The 21,168-nt window shown below is 68.2% G+C and carries 14 protein-coding genes; 8 read left to right on the plus strand and 6 right to left on the minus strand.

Translation table 11 applies throughout. The features are described 5' to 3' along the window. Nucleotides 1-18: 18 nt before the first annotated feature. Nucleotides 19-228 carry a DUF397 domain-containing protein gene (locus ACZ68P_RS20185; protein WP_471007924.1) on the minus strand — a complete coding sequence of 70 codons (210 nt, stop codon included), beginning with the start codon at nt 226-228 and terminating at the stop codon, nt 19-21. Further along, a complete protein-coding gene (locus tag ACZ68P_RS20190) occupies nt 210-1,052 on the minus strand; it encodes a helix-turn-helix domain-containing protein (protein WP_471007927.1) in 843 nt (280 codons plus the stop codon). Before ACZ68P_RS20190 ends, ACZ68P_RS20185 begins: the two co-directional genes overlap by 19 nt. Before the next feature lie 188 nt (nt 1,053-1,240). Between ACZ68P_RS20190 and ACZ68P_RS20195 the strand changes: the two genes are divergently transcribed. The 4 genes from ACZ68P_RS20195 to pglZ all read left to right on the plus strand — a co-directional run bounded on the left by ACZ68P_RS20195 (nt 1,241) and on the right by pglZ (nt 8,679). Beyond that, entirely contained in the window at nt 1,241-1,471 is a 231-nt protein-coding gene (locus ACZ68P_RS20195) for a hypothetical protein (protein ID WP_386561709.1), read from the plus strand. Further along, nucleotides 1,468-1,710, plus strand: coding sequence for a hypothetical protein (locus ACZ68P_RS20200; protein ID WP_471007929.1), 243 nt, complete (start codon nt 1,468-1,470; stop codon nt 1,708-1,710). The genes ACZ68P_RS20195 and ACZ68P_RS20200 overlap by 4 nt, the downstream gene beginning before the upstream one ends. Before the next feature lie 181 nt (nt 1,711-1,891). Continuing rightward, nucleotides 1,892-5,788, plus strand: a complete 3,897-nt coding sequence (pglY, locus tag ACZ68P_RS20205; RefSeq protein WP_471007931.1) for a BREX-2 system ATPase PglY — start codon at nt 1,892-1,894, stop codon at nt 5,786-5,788. Then, complete coding sequence (gene pglZ, locus ACZ68P_RS20210; protein WP_471007933.1) at nt 5,785-8,679, plus strand: BREX-2 system phosphatase PglZ; 2,895 nt, start codon at nt 5,785-5,787, stop codon at nt 8,677-8,679. Before pglY ends, pglZ begins: the two co-directional genes overlap by 4 nt. Before the next feature lie 9 nt (nt 8,680-8,688). Here pglZ and ACZ68P_RS20215 read toward each other — a convergent pair whose 3' ends face one another. Together ACZ68P_RS20215 and ACZ68P_RS20220 are read right to left on the minus strand one after the other, a co-directional pair. After that, nucleotides 8,689-9,735, minus strand: coding sequence for a CBS domain-containing protein (locus tag ACZ68P_RS20215; RefSeq protein ID WP_471007935.1), 1,047 nt, complete (start codon nt 9,733-9,735; stop codon nt 8,689-8,691). Next, the gene (locus tag ACZ68P_RS20220; protein ID WP_471007937.1) at nt 9,732-11,555 is read right to left on the minus strand and encodes a GmrSD restriction endonuclease domain-containing protein; all 1,824 of its coding nucleotides are present in this window, start codon (nt 11,553-11,555) and stop codon (nt 9,732-9,734) included. The genes ACZ68P_RS20215 and ACZ68P_RS20220 overlap by 4 nt, the downstream gene beginning before the upstream one ends. 149 nt (nt 11,556-11,704) lie before the next feature. On the opposite strand from ACZ68P_RS20220, the gene brxD reads away from it, so the two are divergent. The 4 genes from brxD (at nt 11,705) to ACZ68P_RS20240 (ending at nt 17,663) form a co-directional block, all read left to right on the plus strand. Beyond that, nucleotides 11,705-13,039, plus strand: coding sequence for a BREX system ATP-binding protein BrxD (brxD, locus tag ACZ68P_RS20225; RefSeq protein ID WP_471007938.1), 1,335 nt, complete (start codon nt 11,705-11,707; stop codon nt 13,037-13,039). Beyond that, the gene (locus ACZ68P_RS20230; RefSeq protein ID WP_471007940.1) at nt 13,039-15,249 is read left to right on the plus strand and encodes a DEAD/DEAH box helicase; all 2,211 of its coding nucleotides are present in this window, start codon (nt 13,039-13,041) and stop codon (nt 15,247-15,249) included. Before brxD ends, ACZ68P_RS20230 begins: the two co-directional genes overlap by 1 nt. Before the next feature lie 146 nt (nt 15,250-15,395). Next, the gene (locus tag ACZ68P_RS20235; protein ID WP_471007943.1) at nt 15,396-17,267 is read left to right on the plus strand and encodes a DNA/RNA helicase domain-containing protein; all 1,872 of its coding nucleotides are present in this window, start codon (nt 15,396-15,398) and stop codon (nt 17,265-17,267) included. 267 nt (nt 17,268-17,534) lie between these two features. Further along, nucleotides 17,535-17,663, plus strand: a complete 129-nt coding sequence (locus ACZ68P_RS20240; protein WP_222517947.1) for a DUF6408 family protein — start codon at nt 17,535-17,537, stop codon at nt 17,661-17,663. A 57-nt stretch (nt 17,664-17,720) separates the two neighbouring features. On the opposite strand, the gene ACZ68P_RS20245 is transcribed toward ACZ68P_RS20240, so the two are convergent. Both ACZ68P_RS20245 and ACZ68P_RS20250 read right to left on the minus strand, forming a co-directional pair. Beyond that, nucleotides 17,721-19,838, minus strand: coding sequence for a DUF2075 domain-containing protein (locus tag ACZ68P_RS20245; protein ID WP_471008230.1), 2,118 nt, complete (start codon nt 19,836-19,838; stop codon nt 17,721-17,723). 212 nt (nt 19,839-20,050) lie between these two features. Then, complete coding sequence (locus tag ACZ68P_RS20250; RefSeq protein ID WP_471007945.1) at nt 20,051-20,353, minus strand: hypothetical protein; 303 nt, start codon at nt 20,351-20,353, stop codon at nt 20,051-20,053. Nucleotides 20,354-21,168: the final 815 nt, after the last annotated feature.

Here is a 21,168-nt window from a genome sequence, read left to right on the forward strand (position 1 = left end):
TCCAATTGTGGTCGTTCCTCAGCGGGGCAGTGGACAGTCCCTGACGGCGGCGACGAAGGCCGACCAGCCCCCAGCCCGAAACACGAGCACCGGGCCGTGGAGATTCTTGCTGTCCCGAACGGGAACGATGGCAGCGAAGTCGTCGCAGACCTCGACGCACGCGCCGCCGTCCTGATTGCTGTAGCTGCTCTTGCGCCAGGTCGCGGCGGTCAGGTCGATGGATCGCACGGCACTTCCTCCAACATGCGCAGGACGAATTTCCGCGACTCGGCCGGAGAAAGCGCCAGGTCACGCGTCGCATCGTACGCACGTTGCATGCGCTCCACCGCGGCGTTCTCCTCGATGAGTTCGCCTCCATAGCCGTGCTCGGTGTATGCCACCGTACGCCCGTCCGGCAGGCGCAGAAACCAGACGTCGGTCGTCGACAAACCATGCAACCCGGCGCTCTGCAGGAGCACCTGAACTGTCACGTTCGGCAGCTCAGCCACCTCAACCAGGTACTCAAGCTGCTCCCTCCAAGCCTCCGCATCCCGAAGGGCCGTACGCAACGTCGCCTCCGACAGGATCGTCCGGAATGGCGGCGCTCCCTCCCCCTCCAGCAGTTCCCGCCGCCCAAGTCGCGCCTCTACCTGCTGGGCCAGCGCATCCCCCGTGAACCCGCCCGCAGCCAGCAACTCCGTCGCGTACCCCCGCGTCTGAAGCAACCCCGGCAGCACACTCACCGCAAAGTGCCACAGGCTCACCGCCTCGGCCTCCAGCGTCATGTACCGCCGGTACCGCTCCTTGAACTGCGTCTTGTCCCCTCGCGCCAACTCCCACAACACGAGCAGCATCCCCGACGTCCCGTAGTGCTGGTCCAGCGCCTGGACCACCTCGGGCCCGCCCAGGGTCTCGCCCTTCTCCATCTTCCCGAAGAGCGTCCAGTCCCACCCCAGCCGCTCCCCCAGCTGCCGCAGGCTCGCGCCGCTCCCCGCCCTCAGGTGCCGCAGCTCCTCCGCGAACCTCTGCCGCGGCTCCTGGCTCCGACCCGTCACCACTCGACGTGGCGGCATCGCGGCTCCTCCCCTGATCTCCGTGGAAGGTGTGGAACTACCGCTGCGGGCCGAGGAACCAGACCCCGTCCACAGTGTCGCCAGCCTCCTGCGGGATCCATGCTCGTAGTGCCCGGGCTACGCACCGTAATCCACCTCACACCCTCCGGTCCGGGAAACCAGAGCACGGCCAGCCGAAGGAGTCCGCCATGCCCACCTCCCGCCCCAGCACCCCCAACCAACGCAAGATCAAGGAAGCCATGGACGCCCGCGACGCCCTCGCCACCGCCCTCACCCGGGCCGGCATCCAGTTGCCCGCCATGGACGTCCGTACCCCCTGGGCCGACGAGTCCCGCTACGCCCTCGTCCACCTCGGGCTCTGCTCCGCGCCCGTGGCCCACGCCCTCGCGGAAGTGATCACGAGGGGCGCCTCCCGGTGACGGCCGAACCTCACCCCGGCCGCCCCGCCCTCGGCGAGATCGTCCGGGACACCCACCACAATCGCCTCGGCATCGTCACCGACCACCTCGGCCCGTACCTCCGGCTCCGCCCCCTCGCCGGCGGCCGGGAATGGGACGCGGACCCGGAAGACACCGAGCCCCTCAGCCCACCCGAAGCCCTCCGCGCCCGCCTCGCGGAGGTGAACGCCCGCAGCCGCAAGCCCCGTCCGAGCGGGTGAGCCGGCCTCCCGCCCCCTCGGCCCGTCGTTGTCAGGGCCCGATGCCATCCTGATCCACGGGAGATTTCCGGCCATCAGCCCCGTAACCAGCGATGATGCCGGACAATGTCCCGAGGAACTTGTCCCGGTACCGGCACGGACATCGACGGCGACGGCCGTCAGAAGGTGAGCGAGACGCGCAATGGCCCAGCAGCCGCCCCTCCTCCGCGATGTGATCAACATCAAGGAGTCGATCTCCACGTCCGACTTCGTCCTTCAGCTCTCCGAGGCCACCACCCCCGAGGGTGCCGAGCTCGCGCTCAAGGACTACGTCGTCACGGAACGGCTGCTGGAGAACTTCGACGAGGCCCTCGGCCTCATCAAGGCCTCCCTCGACGGGCACACCTCCAAGGCCGCGTACCTCCACGGTTCCTTCGGTTCCGGTAAGTCGCACTTCATGGCCGTGCTGCACGCCCTGCTCAGCGGCAGCCCGGCCGCCCACCGCCGCGCCGACTTCGACTCCGTGCTGACCAAGCACGAGTGGCTCACCACGGACGGCAAGAAGTTCCTGCTCGTGCCGTATCACATGCTCGGCGCGAAGGCCCTGGAGCAGCGGGTCCTCGGCACGTACGTGAGTCATGTCAAGAAGCTCCACCCCGAGGCACCGACCCCCCGGGTCTACCGCACCGACTCCCTCTTCGCCGACATCCACGCCATGCGCGAGCGGATGGGCGACGAGGCCGTCATCAAGGGCCTCGGCTCCGTCGGCGGGGAGGCGGACGAGGACGACGAGTGGGGCGAGTCCTTCGCCTGGACCTCCGCCCTCCTCGACACCGCGCTCGCCGCCGAGGAGATCCACGAGTCGGGGTACGCGCTCAACCTCGTCGCCCCCTCCACCCCCGTGGAGCTGCGCGCCCGCCTGGTCCAGGACGCCAGCACGAACCTCCTGCCCGGCTTCACCCAGAACGCGCACGAGAACGAGCACGGCTTCATCTCGCTCGACGCCGGCCTGTCCGTCATCGCCGAGCACGCCAAGTCCCTCGGGTACGACGGCCTGATCCTCTTCCTCGACGAGCTGATCCTCTGGCTGGCCACCCTCATCCACGACCAGAAGTTCGTGGGCCGCGAGGCCGGCAAGATCACCAACTTCGTGGAGGGCGCCGACGCCCGCCGCGCCATCCCGATCGTGTCCTTCATCGCCCGCCAGCGCGACCTGCGCGAGCTCGTCGGCGAGGAACTGTCCGGGGCAGCCGAGTCCTCCATCCAGGACACCCTCAACCAGGCTTCCGGCCGGTTCGACAAGATCACCCTGGAGGACCGCAACCTCCCCCAGGTCGCACACGCCCGCCTCCTCCAGCCCAAGAACACCGAGGCAGCCGCGCTCATCACGGCCGAGTTCGAGAAGACCCGCAAGGTCCGCCAGGAGGTGTGGGACACCCTCCTCGGCTCCGACCGCGGGGCCGACGGCGTCGGCGCCGACGAGGAGAGCTTCCGGCTCACCTACCCCTTCTCCCCCGCCTTCATGGACACCCTCGTCCACGTCTCCTCCGCGCTCCAGCGCAACCGCACCGGCATGAAGCTGATGGGCCAGCTCCTCGCCGACCACCGCCACGAGCTGCGCCTGGGCGACCTCATCCCGGTCGGCGACCTGTATCCGCTGATCACAGCGGGCGGCGACAAGCCGTTCACCGACAGCCTCAAGGTCGTCTTCGAGGCGGCGGACAAGCTGTACCGGACCAAGCTGCGCCCGTTCCTCCTCGCCACGTACAACGTGTCGGAGGAGGACATCGAGCAGTACACCCACCGCCCCGACAGCATCACCGACGCGGCCCTGCGCGGCCGGGTGAAGACCTTCGTCGGTGACAACCGGATCATCGGCACCCTCCTGCTCTCCGCCCTCGCGCCGAGCGTGCCGGCCCTCGCCGACCTGACGATCCGCAGGCTGTCCGCACTCAACTACGGCTCGGTCGTCGCCCCGATCCCCGGCCGCGAGTACGGCATCCTGAAGAACAAGGTCGCCGACTGGGCCGGCCGCTTCCCGGAGATCAAGGAGACCGGCACCGACACCAACCCGGGCGTCCGCCTGGAGCTCTCCGGCGTCGACGTCGACTCGGTCATCGCGAACGCCAACGTCAACAACAACCCGGGCAACCGCCTCGCCCTCGCCAAGCGCCTGCTCGCCGAGGAACTCGACGTCAGCCACGGCCAATTGGTCGAAGAGCTGCAGTTCGTCTGGCGCGGTACGAACCGCTCCGTCGAGGTCATCTTCGGAAACATGGCGGACGAGGACGAGCTGCCCGACCACGACCTGATGCCCCGCGAAGACGGTCGCTGGCGCATCGCCGTCGACCTCCCCTTCGACGACGGCGAGTACGGCCCCGTCGAGGACGCCAACCGCATCCGGCGCCTGCGCGAGAAGCAGCAGGGCGAGCGGTCGCGCACCGTCGCCTGGCTGCCCACCCACCTCTCCAGCCAGCGGTACGGGGACTTCTGCCGCCTCGTCGTCATCGACAAGGCCCTCGACGACGACCAGCGCTTCGACAGCCAGTACGCCGGTCACCTGAACGCCGACAACCGTGCCCGGGCCAAGGGGCTCCTGGAGACCCAGCGCGAGTCCCTGCTCAAGACCGTCAAGGCGGCCTTCAAGCAGGCGTACGGGCTCGCCGAGAAGAAGCCCACGGACGTGGAGCTGGGCTTCGGCGACCACCTGGAATCGCTGCGCGAGGTCGACGGGCTCACCCTCTCCTTCGGCCAGTCGCTGCGCGACGGCATCCGGCACATCGCGGGCAAGCTGCTGGCGACGCAGTTCCCGGACCACCCGGACTTCGACCCCGACCAGACCGGCACGGTCGTCAAGGCCGCCGACGCCAAGAAGGTCTTCACGCACGTCCGTGCCGCGGCAGAGGCACGCGACGGCCGCGCCGAGGTTCCGGCCGGCGACCGGGCGCTGATGAAGCGGATCGCGGGGCCGCTGCGCCTTGGGCAGCAGAAGGAGGCGTACTTCGAGCTGTCCCCGTACTGGGCCGACCACTTCCGCCAGCTCGCCCGCGAGAACGGCGCAACCGGCGACCTCACCCTGATCACGCTCACCGACTGGACCGACAAGCCGGCCGCGCGCGGGCTGCCGGACTTCCTCGGGCGGCTCGTCGTGGCGGCCTTCGCCGAGATGGACGACCGGGTCTGGGTGCGCGAGGGCATGCCGCTCGACCCGGCTCCCGAGCTGGCGCAGATCAAGGACCGCGACGCCCTGCGCAGCCAGCCGCTGCCCTCCCCCGAGGACTGGGAGTCCGCCAGGCAGCGCTTCGCGGCCGTCTTCGGGCAGTCGGCGCCCACCCTGCTGCGCGGACGCATCGTCAACCAGTTTGCCCGGCAGATCACCGAGCAGGCCCGCGGAGTTCAGGAGGCCGCCGCCGAGCTGGCGGAGCGGCTGGACGAGCACGCCGGTTTCCTGCACCTCGACCAGACGGCCGAGACCGGGCGCCTCGCACTCGCCCGGCGGGCCGTGGAGCTGCTCAAGGCCCTGACCGGCACGGCCGGCCAGGGAGCGGCCGGAGCGAAGAAGACGGTGGAGGCCCTCGCCCGTTTCGACCTCGGCGCGATGACCGCCGAACAGTACGGGACCTCGGTCAAGCAGGCGCGGAAGGTGGCCGAAGCGCTCGCCGCGACCTCCTGGAGCACTCTGGAGCTGGCCTCGGCCGAAGGCCCCGAGGGCGAGGCGCTCCTCGACTCCCTGCGCAATGTCGCCCGCAGCGACCAGCAGCGGACGGACAAGCTGGAGGAGGCCCTCGTCCGCACCCAGCGCGAGGTGCTGGCTCTGCTCAAGCGGAACCGTGCGGTCTCCCCGCCGCCGGTGGCCCCGAGCCCCGGCCCTCAGGGCCCCGCCGATGTTCCGCTGGACACGAAGACCAGCGATCCGCGGATTCCCTACGAAGGGTCTCCGACGGAGCCGTCCACCCCTGCCCGGAAGCACCGCACGAGCGGGGCGCGTACGACGACGGCCTCGCACGCGGTGGCCGAGCTCCAGGCGGAGCTGGCCGAGCTGGCCGCTGCCGAGCCCGGCGTCACCGTGGAGATCACGTGGCGGGTGGTCGGCCGATGAGCGTCGCCTCCCCCGCCGTCGCCGTGCGCCTGAACCTCGCGACCGTCACCCAGTACCTGTCGTCCCAGAGCTCCCTCACCGCGTCCCTGAGCGGCAACGACCGGCGCCGTGCCGTGCTGTTGCGCTCGGCGCCGCAGTGGGAGGGTCCGGCCGAGCCTTCCTGGGGGGACGGGCTGACGGCTCGCATCGCAGCTGCGCCGTCGCCACTGGCCGTGCACGAGCTGCTGCTGAACCATCTCGACGGCACATTGCCCGGGCCGGCCGTACTCGTCGTCCTGACCGACCGCGAGCAGAACGAGCTGGATCCCGCCATCCTGGCGCGCGCACACAAGAAGCGCGTCGACACCGTCGACAGCTGGGACGTGGTCCGCGACGCGTTCCGCGCCCAGCAGGTCGATCCCCGGCTCAAGGATTCCAACTGGGCCGCTGAGGCACTGTTGGACGCCACCCCGCCGAAGGGCGGCTGGCCGCCCGTCGCCGGCGGCATACTCTCCCGGCGCACCGCCCTCACCTCCCTGGCCCTGCGCAGGTTGCGGCTGGGCCGGTACGACAGCGAGGCGGAGTCCTCGGGCCGGGCCCCGGCCGGCGACACCCTGGACCCGCAGACGCTGTTCGGCTGGTCCCTGACCGCCGGCGGGCCCGAACTCCTGCTGAAGCTCCGCCGTCCGGAGCGGGAGGGGCTGTCCGCGTTCCTCGGCGAGGAGGACCAGGCGGGTCACGCCGGACGGGCACTCCTCGCGCTGGTCGAGGCCGAACACGGCCCCGACGCGGTGGCCTTCGGGCTCGTCTGCGCCGCGCTGTGGGTCCACTGCGAGCCGGACGCCGCCGTCTACCGGGCTCGCGGGCGAGCCGAACGGTGGTTGGGCGAGCAGCCCCTCGCCAAGGGTGAGGAGCTCGACCTCGTCGTGTCCCGGTTCGGGATCGCCTCCGAGGAGTACGTGGCCGCGCTGCTGACCTCCGCGTCCCGCGCCGGCGGCGACGCGGAAGCGGTGCGCGAGGCCCGCCGACTCAGTGACACCGTCCTGGACCGGGCCTCCGCGCTGGTCCGCCAGTTCGGCGCCGAGGATGCCGCCAAGGCCAGCGCGCTGCTGGCCGCGGGCCTCGAAGCACGTTTCGCAGCAGTGGGCCGGGCTCTGGCCGCCGGGGAGCCCCACGCCGTCGCGGACGCCGTACGCACCCTGGGCGAGCACAGGCAGGCCGACGGGCCGGAGGCACGGGCCCGGGTGGAACGGGCCCGGATGGGTCGGCGGCTGGCCCAGTGGTTGGCCGGTGACCCGGCCGTCACCTCGGACACGGTGGCCGATGCCCTGCAACGCCACATCACCGAAACGGGGTGGGTGGACCGGGCGCTCGAGCACATCGAGGCGGGCGGCGACCCGGACCCCGTCCTGAAATCGGCGTACGACACGCTCGGCCGTCAGGTGCGCCGCAAGCGCCACGAGATCGACGGTGACTTCGCTCGCGCCTTGGCCGGATGGACCGCTGCCGGTACCCGACCCGGCACGATGCTGACCGTGGAGACCTTCCTCGACCGCGTGGTGAAGCCGGTCGTACGGGGCGGGGCCGACCGCCGCGTGCTCCTGCTGGTCCTGGACGGGATGAGCGCCGCGATCGCCAGTGAGCTTGGAGAGGAACTGCGGGCCTCATGGGCCGAGTTCGATCCGCTGGACGAAGGTGCACCCCGCCGTCGCGCGATGGCCGCGGCTCTGCCCACGCTGACGGCCGTCTGCCGGACGTCCCTGTTCGCGGGCCGACTGCTGAAGGGCACACAGGCGGAGGAGAAGAAGCTGTTCCCCGCCCACGCCTTCTGGGGCGGGGAGCCGGCGGCGGTCTTCCACAAGGACGATCTGCGCGCCGACGGCTCAGGGGACACGTTCGGTCCGGCACTCACGGAGGCCCTCGCTGACGGGCGCACGCACGTCGCGGTCGTACTGAACACCATCGACGACCGGCTCGCGAAGGAGCAGAAGCTCGGTGACGGGGCCTGGCACCTCGACGAGATAGGGCGGCTGCGCGATCTGCTGCGGGTCGCCGCGGCTCAGGGCATGGCGGTGATCCTCACCAGCGACCATGGCCACGTCGTGGACCGGCGCGGGGTCAAGGTGGATGCCGGTGCCCCGGAATCCGCCCGCCACCGCTCCCCCGGCGGCCCCCTGGAAGCCACGGAGGTCGCCCTGTCGGGCCCCCGCGTGGTCTGGCCCGAGCCGGGCGGCTCGATCGTCGCCCTCTGGGACGCCGACTCCCGCTACACCTCGCTCAAGGCCGGCTACCACGGCGGCGCGGCCCTGCGTGAGTTCACCATCCCCGTACTCGCTTTCCTGCCCTTCGGCGCCACTCCGCCCGGCGGCTGGCGAGAGCTGGGTGATCAGCGTCCGGCATGGTGGTTGCTCGACGGGCACACGCCCCTCCAGAACGCCGTTCCGGGCGCGGCATCGACTGTTGCCCGTCCGGAGAAGCAGAACCGGCACAAACCGACGAAGGCGCAGGCCGAACTGGCCCACACGCACGACTCCCTCTTCGATGTCGCTCTGGTTCCGGCGGCCGAACACGAGGGCGCCCTGGTCACACCGGTTCTGGTCGCGCCGGACGATACGCTGCTCACGGCACTGCTCGCGTCCGAGGCGTTCCAGGACCAGGTCGGGCTACTGGCCCGCAGGCCGCCCCTGGACAAGCTGGAGAAGGCGATCCGGGCACTCCTGGAGGCCGGAGGCACCCTGCCCGTGACGGCTGTGGCGCAGCGCGTCGACTACCCGGCCACCCGCGCGGACGGCTTCGCCGCGGTGCTGCGGCAGGTCCTCAACTACGACGGAGTTCAGGTCCTGCAGACCCTGCCGGACGGACGGACGCTCCGTCTCGACAGGAGTCTGCTGCAGCTGCAGTTCGGGGTGTGAAGCGGTGGGTCAGCCGACGTAGTCCCGCAGCAGGGTGGTGAAGGCCGTCAGCTCCCGCATCGACGCGAGAGGCAAAGGCTCCGCATCGAAATGAGCGATGCGGTTCCGAACATCCTTCACACGCTGCAGATGACGGACGAACTGGCCGCGGTCCAGGGATTCGCACTGGAGCGCGGCCCAGTTGTGGTCCGCCTGCTGCGCCATGGTCTGCTTCTTCTGCTCCCCGTCGAGGAGATAGACGTAGTCGCCGAACGTCAGATCCTCGACCCTCCCGGAGCGGTGCTCGGCCTTCTTGTTCGTCTGAACCGCCCTGATCGCTTCTTCGTTGAGCTTGGCTCCCAGCCACCGACGCAGGAGCGATTCGATCTCGCCGAGCAGGAAGAAGGGGCGGGCAGCACTCTCGAAGCGGTGGACCACATGGGCCTGGGTCACGATGCCGGACAGACTTCCGTCCTCGCCTCGGACCAGAAGGTAGCCGTGCTCCGAGAGCATGGGCAGGCACGCGAAAAACTCCTGCCGCGCGTCGGCCACCGGCAGTGACTCCTGCTGCATGGCGTTCTCCAGGCTGCTCTCCTTACCCACCTCGTACATGAGGGCCAGGGAACGCCAGGTGATCACTCCGTGCAGGGTCGTCATGCCCGTCGTTACGGGGATCTGGGCGTACCCGCGTTGGCGCATCAGGTACGTCGCTTGAGAGAGCTCAGAAGTGATGGACACGCACCGCACCCCGCCGCGTGCGGAGGGCAGGTCACCGATCCGGAGCCGCTGCGGCAGCGCGGCCGACGGGAGCGGATCCCTCTCTGCATCGTCCGCGTCGTCAGGCTCGGGCGTGGCCTGCGCAGCAGTCGCGAAGGCGACGATCTGGACCCGCTCGCCCGGAGCGCAGTTGGCGAAGTCCGGCAGAGTGGCGAGTCCTGCGTCGGTCAGTGCTTGCGCGATGTCGTGCACGTTCCACGGCCGGCGCACCCGCACATCGAACAGGTCCAGCAGTTCCCGGAGGGGGATCTCTGTGCCCTTGAGCGCGAGAAGGTCTTCGGTGCTCGGCTTCTGGCTCACTTGACCGCCTTGCCGTCGGTCATGTCGCGCAGGATCGTCCGCTTGCCCATGGCTGCGTACGCCATGTCCTCAAGCTGCTTGGCCCGCGCCGTGTAGAACGCCTCGTAGTCGTTCGTCCTCAGGAAGTACGGATCGATCAGATGCGTCGCGATGACGTCATCGAACCACTCACGGCGCATGTCGGAGGCAGCGGCGAGTGAGTCGAGATAGGTACCGGGTGCGCCGGTGAGGGCCTGGGCCGCGCGCAGAGACAGCGGTGTCTTGTTGACGATGGAGTTGGCTGGGAAGGTCTTGGCCCCGCCGTACTGCCGGCGCACCCAGGCGCGGGGGAAGATGTGCCGGACGTCTACGCCGTACTCGTCCATCAGGCCGGGCTTCAGCGGCGTCTCCGTGTAGTGCCAGTCCACAGCGCCCTGTTTGATGAGCAGGGCATAGATTCCCTTGTAGGCAGCACTGTTCCGGGTGGTGAGCGTGTCCAGCCGCTCCGGGAAGAAGTAGGCGTCGGTGACGGTCTCCGGGGCGGGCCCCTCACGCCGGACCCATGCCACCAGCTGTTCGACGTCCCTCGTGAAGCGGGTCTCGGTGGAGCCGCCGTACATCTCACCGAGCACGCCGCACCAGTACCACTGCGTGATCATGTCTTCCGCGCCGAGCGTGTCGGTCGCCTCCCCGAGGATGGCCCTGACCGCGGCGAGCGGTACCAGCTGGGTGCGGTAGGGCAGCTCGGCAGCGCGCACGATGCACTGCCTCTCGAGGAAGGCGCCCGCCCATGCGAACGCCTGGGCGAGCCGCGGCGCGAGCGACTCGAAGTCAGCCAGAGGGAGCTCAAGGAGGTCACGGCGTTTGCAGGAGACGCCTGTGCCCTGCCCGTCCTGTTTCCGGGACCATGTGCGCACCAGCGCCACGGCCTGCAGGAAATCGCTGCTGCTCAGTCCGTCGTCGATGCCCGCCTCGAGCCGTCCGAACACGGGATGGCGGCCGGCCAGATCCTCCTTGATCGCCCGCCAGACCTGCGGCAGCTGGTAGTAGTCGCCGGTCCGCTCGCGGTAGGCCCGGTCACCGGCGTAGGTCGCCGTCAGGAGCTCGAAGACGTTGAGGGGCACACCCCCTGTGTTCACTCGCTCGAAGACGGCGCACACGGCGTCCATGGAAGTGGAGGCGGCCAGTTTGATCATGGGCACCTGGAAGGAGCGCACGGGTTCGAGAACCTGCTCCTCGAACCGGCTCCACCGGTCGAAATGACCGTCGTCCATCTTCTCGTACGCTCGTCGCCAGGCATTCACCTTCGCGGTGTCGAAGACGATGCTGAGGGGGAAAAGTCCTGCAGCGCACTCGCCTTCGGCGGTGGTCAGGTCATGAACGACGTTTCGGGCGAAATTGGACCGCTGGACCTTGTCCTCCGGCACGGACACGATGGCCTCGTCGCGATCCGCGGGCGAGCCGATGGCGTTCTTGATGTCCACGTAGTACCAGCGCCTGACAGGGTTGCCACGCGCATCAGTGGTCTCGACGGGACTGTCCTGGAACAGAGCTTGGAACAGCGAAGTGAGACGCTGCTGTCCGTCGAGGAGCAGCAGGCCGGGCGCAACGTCCTCCGCCACCTGCGCGCCGGTGAGGGCACGAGCGCGGAAGGGTGAGTCACCCCCCGTCTCCAGCGTCATCACCACGCCCAGGGGGTAGTCGAGCGTCACCGTCGCAACAATGGCGCGAATTCGATCGTCATCCCACTTCCAGTCCCGCTGGAAGTCCGGAAGTTGAAGGGAGCCTGACGCCACATCGGCCAGGAGCGCCTTGAGTTTCACATTGTCGAGTCCGGCCACGTGCTTGTTCCCCACCCTCGCAGTGCTGCGCGTTCTTCACGCGAGCGGCGATTAGACCAATCACGCGACATGGCGGTCAACGAGATCGGCTGCATCAGTAGTCGACTTCGGCCAACCGCTTGGCGCCACTGGAATGGGACACTGGTGACGTGAGTACCGCTGCTTCCTCCCGTCCCTCCCCGGCCAGTGCGGCGCGTCGCCGTGCGGTGATCGACGCCCTGCGTCGCGGCGCCGTCCCCGAAAGCGGGCTCGACCTCCTGGCTACCGGCCTGGACCGGTTCGAGGCAGCACTCGATGCCGAGCTCGACACGGTCGCCTCCGGTTCGTCGGTGTTCAAGGCCGTCCGAGGTGAGTACGGGTCGGGCAAGACCTTCTTCACCCGGTGGCTGGGTGAACGGGCCAAGCGGAGGGGCTTCGCGTTGGCGGAGATTCAGATCTCCGAGACGGAGACCCCCCTCCACAAGCTGGAGACCGTCTACCGGCGCCTCACCGAGCGGCTGACCACCGCGAGCTTCCCCCCGAGCGCGCTCCGGCCGGTCGTGGACGCATGGTTCTACACCCTGGAAGAGGACGCCCTCGCTGACGGCGCGGAGGAGGAAGATCTCCCGCAGGCGGTGGAGAAGCTACTGACGGCACGATTGACCGAGGTGTCCCGGCACGCACCCTCGTTCGCCACGGCACTGCGCGGCTACAAGTCAGCCCTCGCCGGGGGCGACGAGGCGACGGCAGCGGCCGTCCTGGCATGGCTGGGCGGTCAGCCCCACGTCGCAGCGGCCGCCCGACGCTCCGCCGGAGTCCGTGGCGACCTCGATCACTTCGGGGCCTTCGGCTTCCTGCAAGGGCTCCTGACCGTACTGCGCGACTCCGGACACAACGGCCTGTTCGTCGTCCTGGACGAGGTCGAGACGCTGCAGCGCGTCCGTTCGGATGCGCGGGACAAGGCGTTGAACGCCCTTCGACAGCTCATCGACGAGGTGCACTCCGGCCGGTTCCCCGGCCTCTATCTCCTGATCACCGGAACACCGGCGTTCTACGACGGCCAGCAGGGGGTTCAGCGGCTCGCTCCTCTCGCCCAGCGCCTCGCCACCGATTTCACCACCGACCCACGCTTCGACAACCCACGTGCGGTGCAAGTGCGACTGACGGGCTTCACACAGGAGTCACTGGTCGGCCTCGGAGTGACCATTCGTGACCTCTACGCGGCAGGTGCCGCTTCGCAGGACCGCGTGAAGTCACTCGTCGACGATACGTACGTTGCCGACCTCGCCCGCGCAGTGGGCGGTGCCCTCGGGGGGAAGGCAGGTGTGGCGCCACGGCTGTTCCTCAAGAAGCTGGTCGGTGACGTCCTGGACCGTGTCGACCAGTTCGAGGACTTCGACCCTCGTCAGCACTACCGACTGACCGTGACGAGCAACGAGCTCACGGACGTGGAGCGCAATCACGCAGCATCCGGCTCGGCCGGCGACATCGACCTGGACGTGTGATGAGTGGAGACGAAGCGGGTGGAGGGTCCGCCCATGCCGGCGCCCACCGAGTAGACACGGACCCCGTCGACCGACTCGACCCCGTCATCCTCCACCATGTCGTGAACACGCTCGGCTGGCCCGACCTCAGGCCTCTGCAACGGGCCTCGATCGACCCACTCATGGACGGCGAGGACGCCGTACTGCTCGCGCCCACCGCGGGCGGCAAAACCGAGGCAGCATGCCTGCCCATCCTGTCGGCCATGTCCCACGAGCGCTGGTCCGGAACGTCCGTTCTCTACCTGTGCCCGCTCAAAGCACTCCTGAACAACCTGGTCGTCCGCGTCGACTCCTACGCTCAGTGGCTCGGCCGCCGAGCCGAGCTGTGGCACGGAGACACGAAGGAGTCTCAGCGCAGGCGCATCCGTACGGACACACCCGACATCCTCCTCACCACTCCTGAGTCCCTTGAGGCCATGCTCATCGGAGTCAAGACCGACCACGCGCACCTCCTGGGCGGGGTCCGGGCAGTCGTGGTGGACGAGGTGCACGCGTTCGCGGGGGACGACCGGGGCTGGCATCTGCTCGCGGTTCTGGAGCGTCTGGAGCAGGTCACGGGACGCCCCATCCAGCGGGTCGGTCTCTCTGCAACCGTCGGGAACCCTCAACAGCTCCTCACCTGGCTCCAAGGTTCCGGTGCAGGCAACCGCCCGGGGCGGGTCGTAGCCCCCGACCTCACCCTCACCCCGGATGCCGCCCCGACCGCCGCCCCCACGACCGGGAACCTCCGGCCGCCAGGCGACGTGGAGCTGGACTACGTAGGGTCGCTCGACAACGCGTCCAAGCTGATCGCCGCCTTGCACCGCGGAGAGAAGCGGCTGGTGTTCTGCGAGTCCAGACGACAGGTGGAGGAGCTGGGAGCCGCCCTGCGGGCGCGCGAAGTGACGGTGTTCCTCTCGCACGCCTCACTCTCGGCCGACGAAAGAGCCAGGTCGGAACAGGCCTTCGCAGAGGCAAGAGACTGTGTCATCGTCTCCACCTCCACACTGGAACTGGGCATCGACGTGGGCGACCTGGACCGCGTCATCCAGATCGACTCGCCCCGCACCGTGGCATCGTTCCTCCAGCGCATCGGCCGTACCGGCAGGCGCCCGGGGACCACTCGCAACTGTCTGTTCCTCGCCACCGGCAAGGACACCCTGCTGCAAGCCGCCGCTCTCCTGCTGCTCTGGGGCCGCGGCTGGGTCGAACCGGTAACACCGCCTCCAGAACCTCGCCACCTCGTGGCGCAGCAGCTGCTCGCTGCCACGCTCCAGGAGCACCGCATCGGTGACCAGACATGGCAAGGAATGTGGAACGGGCTGGCCCCATTCGACCGGTCAGCGGCGCCCATCCTGCGACACCTGGTGAACGAAGGGTTCCTCGACGAGGACGCCAGCATGCTCTTCATCGGCCCCGAGGCGGAGCGACGCTTCGGCCGGCGTCACTTCATCGAATTGACCGCTTCCTTCACCGCTCCCCCGCAGTTCACGGTTCTGTCCGGTCGTACCGAGATCGGGCAGACGGACCCTTCCGTGCTGACGGAAGAGCGGCCGGGCCCGCGCCGGTTGCTGCTCGGCGGACGCAGCTGGCAAGTGACGTTCATCGACTGGGGGCGCAAGCGGGCCTTCGTCGAGCCGGCCGACGGTGGTGGCGTCGCCAAATGGACGGGCGGGTCCCTCGCCGGTCTCTCGTACGCCTTGACCCGCTCGATGCGCGACGTACTTCTCGGAGCAGACCCCTTGGTTTCTCTGACCCGTCGGGCCGAGGCGTGCCTGACCGAGTGGCGTGAGGAAGATGCTCCACAGATCACGGATGTTAACGGCTCCCTGATCACCCGCCTGGGAACGGATGTGCGTTGGTGGACGTGGGCCGGCTACCGAGCGAACGCGACACTGGCCGCCACCCTTCCGTCGATCAGTGACCCCGTTCAACGACCGACGGACTGCTACGTGCGGCTGAGGGAAGACCTGACACCCGACATGTGGCGAGTGGCGCGTGCGGATGCCGACGGCGGAAACGCGCTGGTGTTGCCTGATGTCGATCACCGAGCCGTACACGGCCTGAAGTTCTCAGCAGCGCTCCCCCAGCGTCTCGCGGTGGCCACCGTTGCCGCGCGACTGGCCGACTTCGACGGCGCGCGAGCGGCCTTGCACGACACCGTACGGTTCCACACCGCTCCCACCAGTTGAGACTTGGGCCCAGGCTCTTGATCCACTGCCTGTTCTAGAATGGCCACGACAGACTCAGCGGCCCGACAGGCTTCCGCTCCGCATCCGCGGAACCAGGACATGCCCCCACCCGCACGAGCTACTTCGTGCTGCCTGGGGGCATTCTCTTGCTGTTCCGTGAGTCTGCGGCGTCACTGGCCACCCGCACCCACGTCGAGGGTCGGTTGGCGCGGCTCCTGACGGAGAACTTCCTGCACCAGCACCGTCACCGGCCCCAGCCGGCAGAGGTTCGGGCTTGGGAGCGCAGCATCCCGGCACTCACCAACGTGCTCGTGGAAGCCGGGCTCGGCGAGGTCGAGATGCTGCTGGAGTACGGGCTGCCGCTGACCAGCAAGCGCGCTGACGTGATATTGGCCGGGGTACATCCAGCCACCGGTGAGGCGTCGTACGTGGTGGTCGAACTGAAGCAGTGGAGCGAAGCCCACCCCGAGCCGGAAGATCCGCTGCTCTGCCATATCGACGCCTACGACCATCCGATCCTCAATCCGATCGAGCAGGTGCGCGGCTACTGCGACTACCTGGTCTCGTTCAACGGGGCTCTGGAGAACAATCCGAAGTCGGTCGTCGGCGTGGCATACCTGCACAACGCGGCGGAGTCCAAAGTGGCGGGCCTGCGCCATGTCGCAGAAGACGATCGCGGCCGGATGTTCACGGGTGATCAGCGTGGCGCCTTCCTGAGCTACCTGCGTTCGCGTCTGGCCGCGAAGCCCGGTGCAGATGCGGCCGATGCCTTGCTGCAGGCCAAGGTCCGGCCGTCGAGGCAGCTGATGGCCGTTGCTGCCGCAGAGGTGCGCGACCGGGAACAGTTCGTCCTGCTCGATGAACAGCGGCTCGCCTACGAGACGGTCATGGCCGCAGTGCGGCGGGCGCGACAAGCGGATCACAAACAGGTCGTTGTGGTGACCGGGGGGCCGGGCTCCGGCAAGAGTGTGATCGCCCTGTCTCTCCTCGGAGACCTCTACCGGCGCGGGGTGCCCGCCCTGCACGCCACCGGCTCGCAATCGTTCACCAAGACGATGCGCAAGATCGCCGGCACCCGCAAGCCCGAAGTGCAGCGGCTCTTCCGCTATTTCAACAGCTTCATGGAAGCCGAGCCCAACGATCTCGACGTCCTTGTCTGCGACGAGGCACACCGCTTGCGCAAGACCTCCGCCAACCGCTACACGAAGGCGACGCTCCGCACGGGCCGACCGCAGGTGGCGGAGCTGATGGCAGCGGCTCGGGTTCCGGTCTTCCTGCTGGACCAGCACCAAGTGGTCCGGCCGGGCGAGATGGGGACGAAGGAGCAGATTCGGGAAGCAGCCGCCGCATTGGGGCTCGCATGCACCGTGGTGGAACTAGACAGTCAGTTCCGATGCGGTGGCAGCGACGCATACTTGCGATGGGTCGTTGACCTTCTGGGGCTCGAAGGTCAAGCTCCCACCGTGTGGGAGCCCGACGACAAAGTCCGTTTGATGACCGTCGACACCCCGCAGGAGCTCGAAGACTTCCTGGCCGCTCAACGGGCGCAAGGCTACGGCGCCCGCATGTCCGCGGGCTACTGCTGGAAGTGGACGACGAAGATTACTTCCAGCATGAACGCATTGCCCACCGACGTGGTCATCGGTGACTGGGCGAGGCCATGGAACCTCTACGGTGACCGAGCCCTGCTCGGCGCACCGCCGGCGCCACTGTGGGCCACCGCCCCCGAGGGGTTCGGGCAGGTCGGATGCGTGTACACCGCGCAGGGCTTCGAGTACGACTGGTCGGGTGTCATCATGGGCCCGGACCTCGTCTGGCGGACCGACCGCTGGGTGGTGGACCGCACAGCGTCGAAGGATCCCTCGTTCACGAAGGCGACATCGGACGACGACGTGGATCGCCTCGTGCGCAATACGTACAAGGTGCTTCTCACCCGGGGCATGATCGGGACGGTCGTCTATTCGACGGATCCCGAGACCCGCGAGAAGCTCCGCACGCTGATCCCTCCGACGCCTTGAGCACCAACCGCCTTCGAGGCGCCGCGGAAATCAGGGCGCTCTCGGCCACTGGAGCACTGCGAAAACCACGACGCGCGGGCCGGGCCGCGAGATAGCATGATCGCGCTGCGCACCTTCCCGGAGGGTACGAGGCAAGGGTCGGTACGCCTGCCCCAATGACCCGTGAGCGACGAATGGTTGTGCCCGTCGTGTGGCGACACACGACGCGAGCGTGGATGCCCGCAGGGCGTCCCCCTGCCATTCCGATCTCACTGCATTGGAGCGGCCATGACCTCGGTCGAGTACAAGCCTGCGCGTCGTGAACGGATCCGCGAGATCCTGATCGAGATCGCCGTCGGAGTCGTCACCAATCTTGTGGTGACGGCCTTGCTGTCGATTGCGGGTCTGCTCTTCTAGAGCGGGCGGGTGGCGGGCCCGGTGAGCCCGCCACTCACACCGAACGCGAAAGCGCGTTCAGAACAGCGTCAGATCGGGCCCCTGCGACTTGCGCGCCTTCCGATTCCTCTTGCCACGTCTTCCCCTGCTGGGCCGGGGCAGGTGCGGCTTGCGCGCCTCCGCAGGCAGATTCTCCCACGTAGGACGCAACGCGTGGATCTCGACCGGTCCGACGAGTTCCTTGAGGTAGGTCCGGGTCTCCTCGTCTGTGGAATAGAGCACTGTTGCCCGGCTGGCCCGGGTCATCAGCACGTGATAAGCGTGGCGGACGAGTCGGGCGAATTCCTCGTCGTCGACACTGCCCGCCTTCACCTTCGGGTCGAACGAGCCGGGGCGAGCCACTCGCTTGGCGTCGGACTCCTCGTCCTTGCGCTCCTTGCCCCGACGGAACACCCATTGGCCGTCTCGGCGAACCATGTCCTCGCCCATGATGACGCCGCACCAGTCCCATTCGAGGCCCTGCGCCGTATAGACACAACCGATCTGGCCGAGGCCGTTCTCGTGCACGGACCATATCTTGGACGGGGGCACGTCGTCAGCGCAGAAGGTGTCGCTGTCCGCGTTCCACGGCCGGTGCCAGTCGCCGATGCGCACATCGGCCTCCAGCCGCCTCTCCTTGCCGAGTGGCTTGGTCCAAGGCCAGCAATAGCCGGCGACCATGCGCGCAGACGCACCGGCCAGCGCTTCGGCACGGATGATCCGTTCGAGTTCCTCAGGGGTGTCCGCCACTTCGACGTGCATCAGGCCGTCCGGGCGCCAGCACTCGGTCTCCTCGTCCGTCACACCGAGCACGGCGCGCACCCAACGGGGGTAGGCGTCGCTGCCGCCACAGCGGAACTGCTCGCGAAGCCCGACCTCAACAAGGCGGGCATCGTGGCGGGCCGCAGCCTCCTTGATCAGCTGTACGGTACCGACCTCGTTCGGCCTCACCGACTGCCCTTCATCCATGAAGAAGACCGTCAGTCGCGACGCGGCGAGGAGCTCGTCCACCTGCGGCCCCGTGCCCCAGTCCTCGGGCTTCCAGAATCGATTCGTCGAGCGGTCGCGAAGTCGGTGTGCCTCATCGCAGATCAACACGTCCAGGGGTGGCTCCGGTGGTCTGACGAAATTGCTGAAGTACGTGAACGACTCCCTGAACTCCCGGTCTCCGTATCCGACGTGCTCTTGAAGCGCGCCGTTGAACGCCCTACTCCCGCTGGCGTATTTGACCGTGCGGCCTTGTGCCTCCAGCTCCGCTTTGATCTGCAGTCCGATCGCGCTCTTTCCCGTTCCGGCGCCACCGGTCACCAGGAAGATCACCCGTTGCTCGTCCGGGACCAAGGTGGGACGCTCGGGATCCGGTAGGACCTTGGCGGCCGATTCCAGGACCTGGTCGGCCACTGCCTTCTGGCGCCCACGGAGGGTGAAGACGGTGTCGGCCCCGCGGGACCAGATCATCGCGTCGAGCAGCGGGGTGTTGCGCAACCCCATGTTCTGCAGCATCCTCTCTGCCTCTGAGGCCGCGCCTTCAACGGCGAAGTGCCGCTGGAGGTCGGACAGCAATTGTGCGCGCCGGTCGCTCGTGTACACGCGGGCGTAGGCACCTGTCGGCGCATCCACGTCGATCAAGGGCCGAACCGAATCATCCGCGGCGTTGTGCAGGTAGGCGAAACCTCCGCATTCGAAGTCCGAGCGCCGGAAGGGGCCCCTGTCACTCGTGAACGCCTCGTAATACGAGCGCAATTGCAGTGCCGGGTGCTGCTTCACCTCGTCCATGGCCGGCACGTAGAGCAGGTCTGCCGTGGCCTGCTCCACCCTGGTCACCGTCGACCAGCGCTTCAGCTCGACCAACTGGACCGAGGGCACGTTGCGTTCCGGGTGCCGGCCCACCAGAACGACGTCGATGAGGCGTGGGTTCTCGGAACGGTTCACCTCGTCGAGCGTGGCGGCACATTCGACGATCATCTCCACGTTGCCTCGCTCCGCCGCGACCAGGTCGTTCGCCAGGCTCACCAGGCTTTCCGCCCAAGCGGAACGTTCCGACAACGAGGCGTCCGCGCCCCTGAAGTGGCGCCATCGGGCAGCAAGGTGCGGAACCATTCTGCGACGCGAATTCAGAGTGAGCAGATCCTCCGCCGACAGTTTCAGCAGGAGCATGGACACGAGGTGGTTCCCCCAGGGCACGAGTGACTCGTGCGGGTGGGGGCATGTCCTGTTCAGGAAGCCCGTCGGGCCGCAATCGGTTGGAGTAATCCTAGTAAGGCCCGACCTGCCGAAGAACGACACCTCGGCTGTCGGCGAGAACTGCGTCGATCATGGCTGGATCACGCAGTACGGGTCATGGACCCTAGATCTCGAGCCGGCAACTGTCAGCTCATTCTCGGGGCACCGACTGCGCGGACCGGAAACTCCCGGGCGACCGCCGCCAGCTCCCCACCGCTGTTCCCGGCGGGCTCCGTCGACCCCGTCGCGGGCAGTCCGAGATCCGCCCACCAGTCCGACGGCAGCATGCTCTCGGGCCACGGGCCGCAAGTCCTGAAGCCGGCGAGCAACGTCTTAACGGACAGGACCTCGAAATCCAGCAGCCGCTCGTCGAAAATTCCTTTGGTCAGTGACGCTGAGATACCGCTACTGGGGCCGCCACCCGGCGACGAGTGAGCGTCATCAGCCATGGGACAGGCTTGGCATTCGGGATGTCATAGGGCCAGCGGCTTGCGGGTCGGCGACCAAGTCGTTGGCCCGGTCGCGTCCGTGGACGCGGCCGGGCCAACGTGATGGGGCTTCAGAACGTGCGTCAGTTGAGCGTCAACAGCCCGAGGAGAGCCCTGATGCCGCTAGCTAGGACCGCGACGTCCCGTACTGAAACTGCAGGTCAGGTTGCTTTCAGCAGGACCGACGCGCCTTCACGCGTTGCTGGCCCGGAAACAGGTCGAGCAGCTGACGAAGACCAGGAAACCCCAGCTCAGGCGTCCTTCTTCACCGGCTCAAGGATCGCGACGCACCCCACGTGGTGCGTCACAAGAAACAGGTCCACTCAAGACACGTCAAAGAAGACCGCAGGTCAGCGGCGCGCGGATCAATGAACAGACTCGAGATCAATGTGCACTACGTGCGCTATGGGCGCTAGGTGCGACCTCTGACGCACGTCCGAGGGGCAGCTGAGACTTCGCGCGGCCGAGAATCGAATCGCGCAGTGCGGCATTCGCCATCCGTACAAGTCCCCAGATCCGACAGCAGTTCGACCTTGCTTTGCTCGGGCGGACCGGCTGGTGGCCTCTGCGGCACAATCGCCGCCCGCGGTGCTCGGGCTGCTGCCTGGTGCTGATCGGTCCATATTCACCGCGCGATCGGTGAGATGCGTGCGTCGTCGGCCGAGCGTGGATATGCGGTGTGCCGGTCGGGTTCGCCAATTCCGTCCGCGCCACCCGTTCGGCGGACTCGCCGCGCGGGAGGAAGGTGGCGCTCGTAGCGTCGGGCCCGGATGAGA

It is taken from the genome of Streptomyces sp. NPDC036822 (assembly GCF_055609145.1).

What these genes read in the sequence shown, in the direction of transcription:
- ACZ68P_RS20190 (WP_471007927.1), bottom strand. Translation starts at nt 1,052, where the DNA reads ATGCCGCCACGTCGAGTGGTGACGGGTCGGAGCCAGGAGCCGCGGCAG.
- ACZ68P_RS20195 (WP_386561709.1), top strand. Translation starts at nt 1,241, where the DNA reads ATGCCCACCTCCCGCCCCAGCACCCCCAACCAACGCAAGATCAAGGAA.
- pglY (WP_471007931.1), top strand. Translation starts at nt 1,892, where the DNA reads ATGGCCCAGCAGCCGCCCCTCCTCCGCGATGTGATCAACATCAAGGAG.
- pglZ (WP_471007933.1), top strand. Translation starts at nt 5,785, where the DNA reads ATGAGCGTCGCCTCCCCCGCCGTCGCCGTGCGCCTGAACCTCGCGACC.
- ACZ68P_RS20230 (WP_471007940.1), top strand. Translation starts at nt 13,039, where the DNA reads ATGAGTGGAGACGAAGCGGGTGGAGGGTCCGCCCATGCCGGCGCCCAC.
- ACZ68P_RS20240 (WP_222517947.1), top strand. Translation starts at nt 17,535, where the DNA reads ATGACCTCGGTCGAGTACAAGCCTGCGCGTCGTGAACGGATCCGCGAG.
- ACZ68P_RS20245 (WP_471008230.1), bottom strand. Translation starts at nt 19,838, where the DNA reads ATGCTCCTGCTGAAACTGTCGGCGGAGGATCTGCTCACTCTGAATTCG.
- ACZ68P_RS20250 (WP_471007945.1), bottom strand. Translation starts at nt 20,353, where the DNA reads ATGGCTGATGACGCTCACTCGTCGCCGGGTGGCGGCCCCAGTAGCGGT.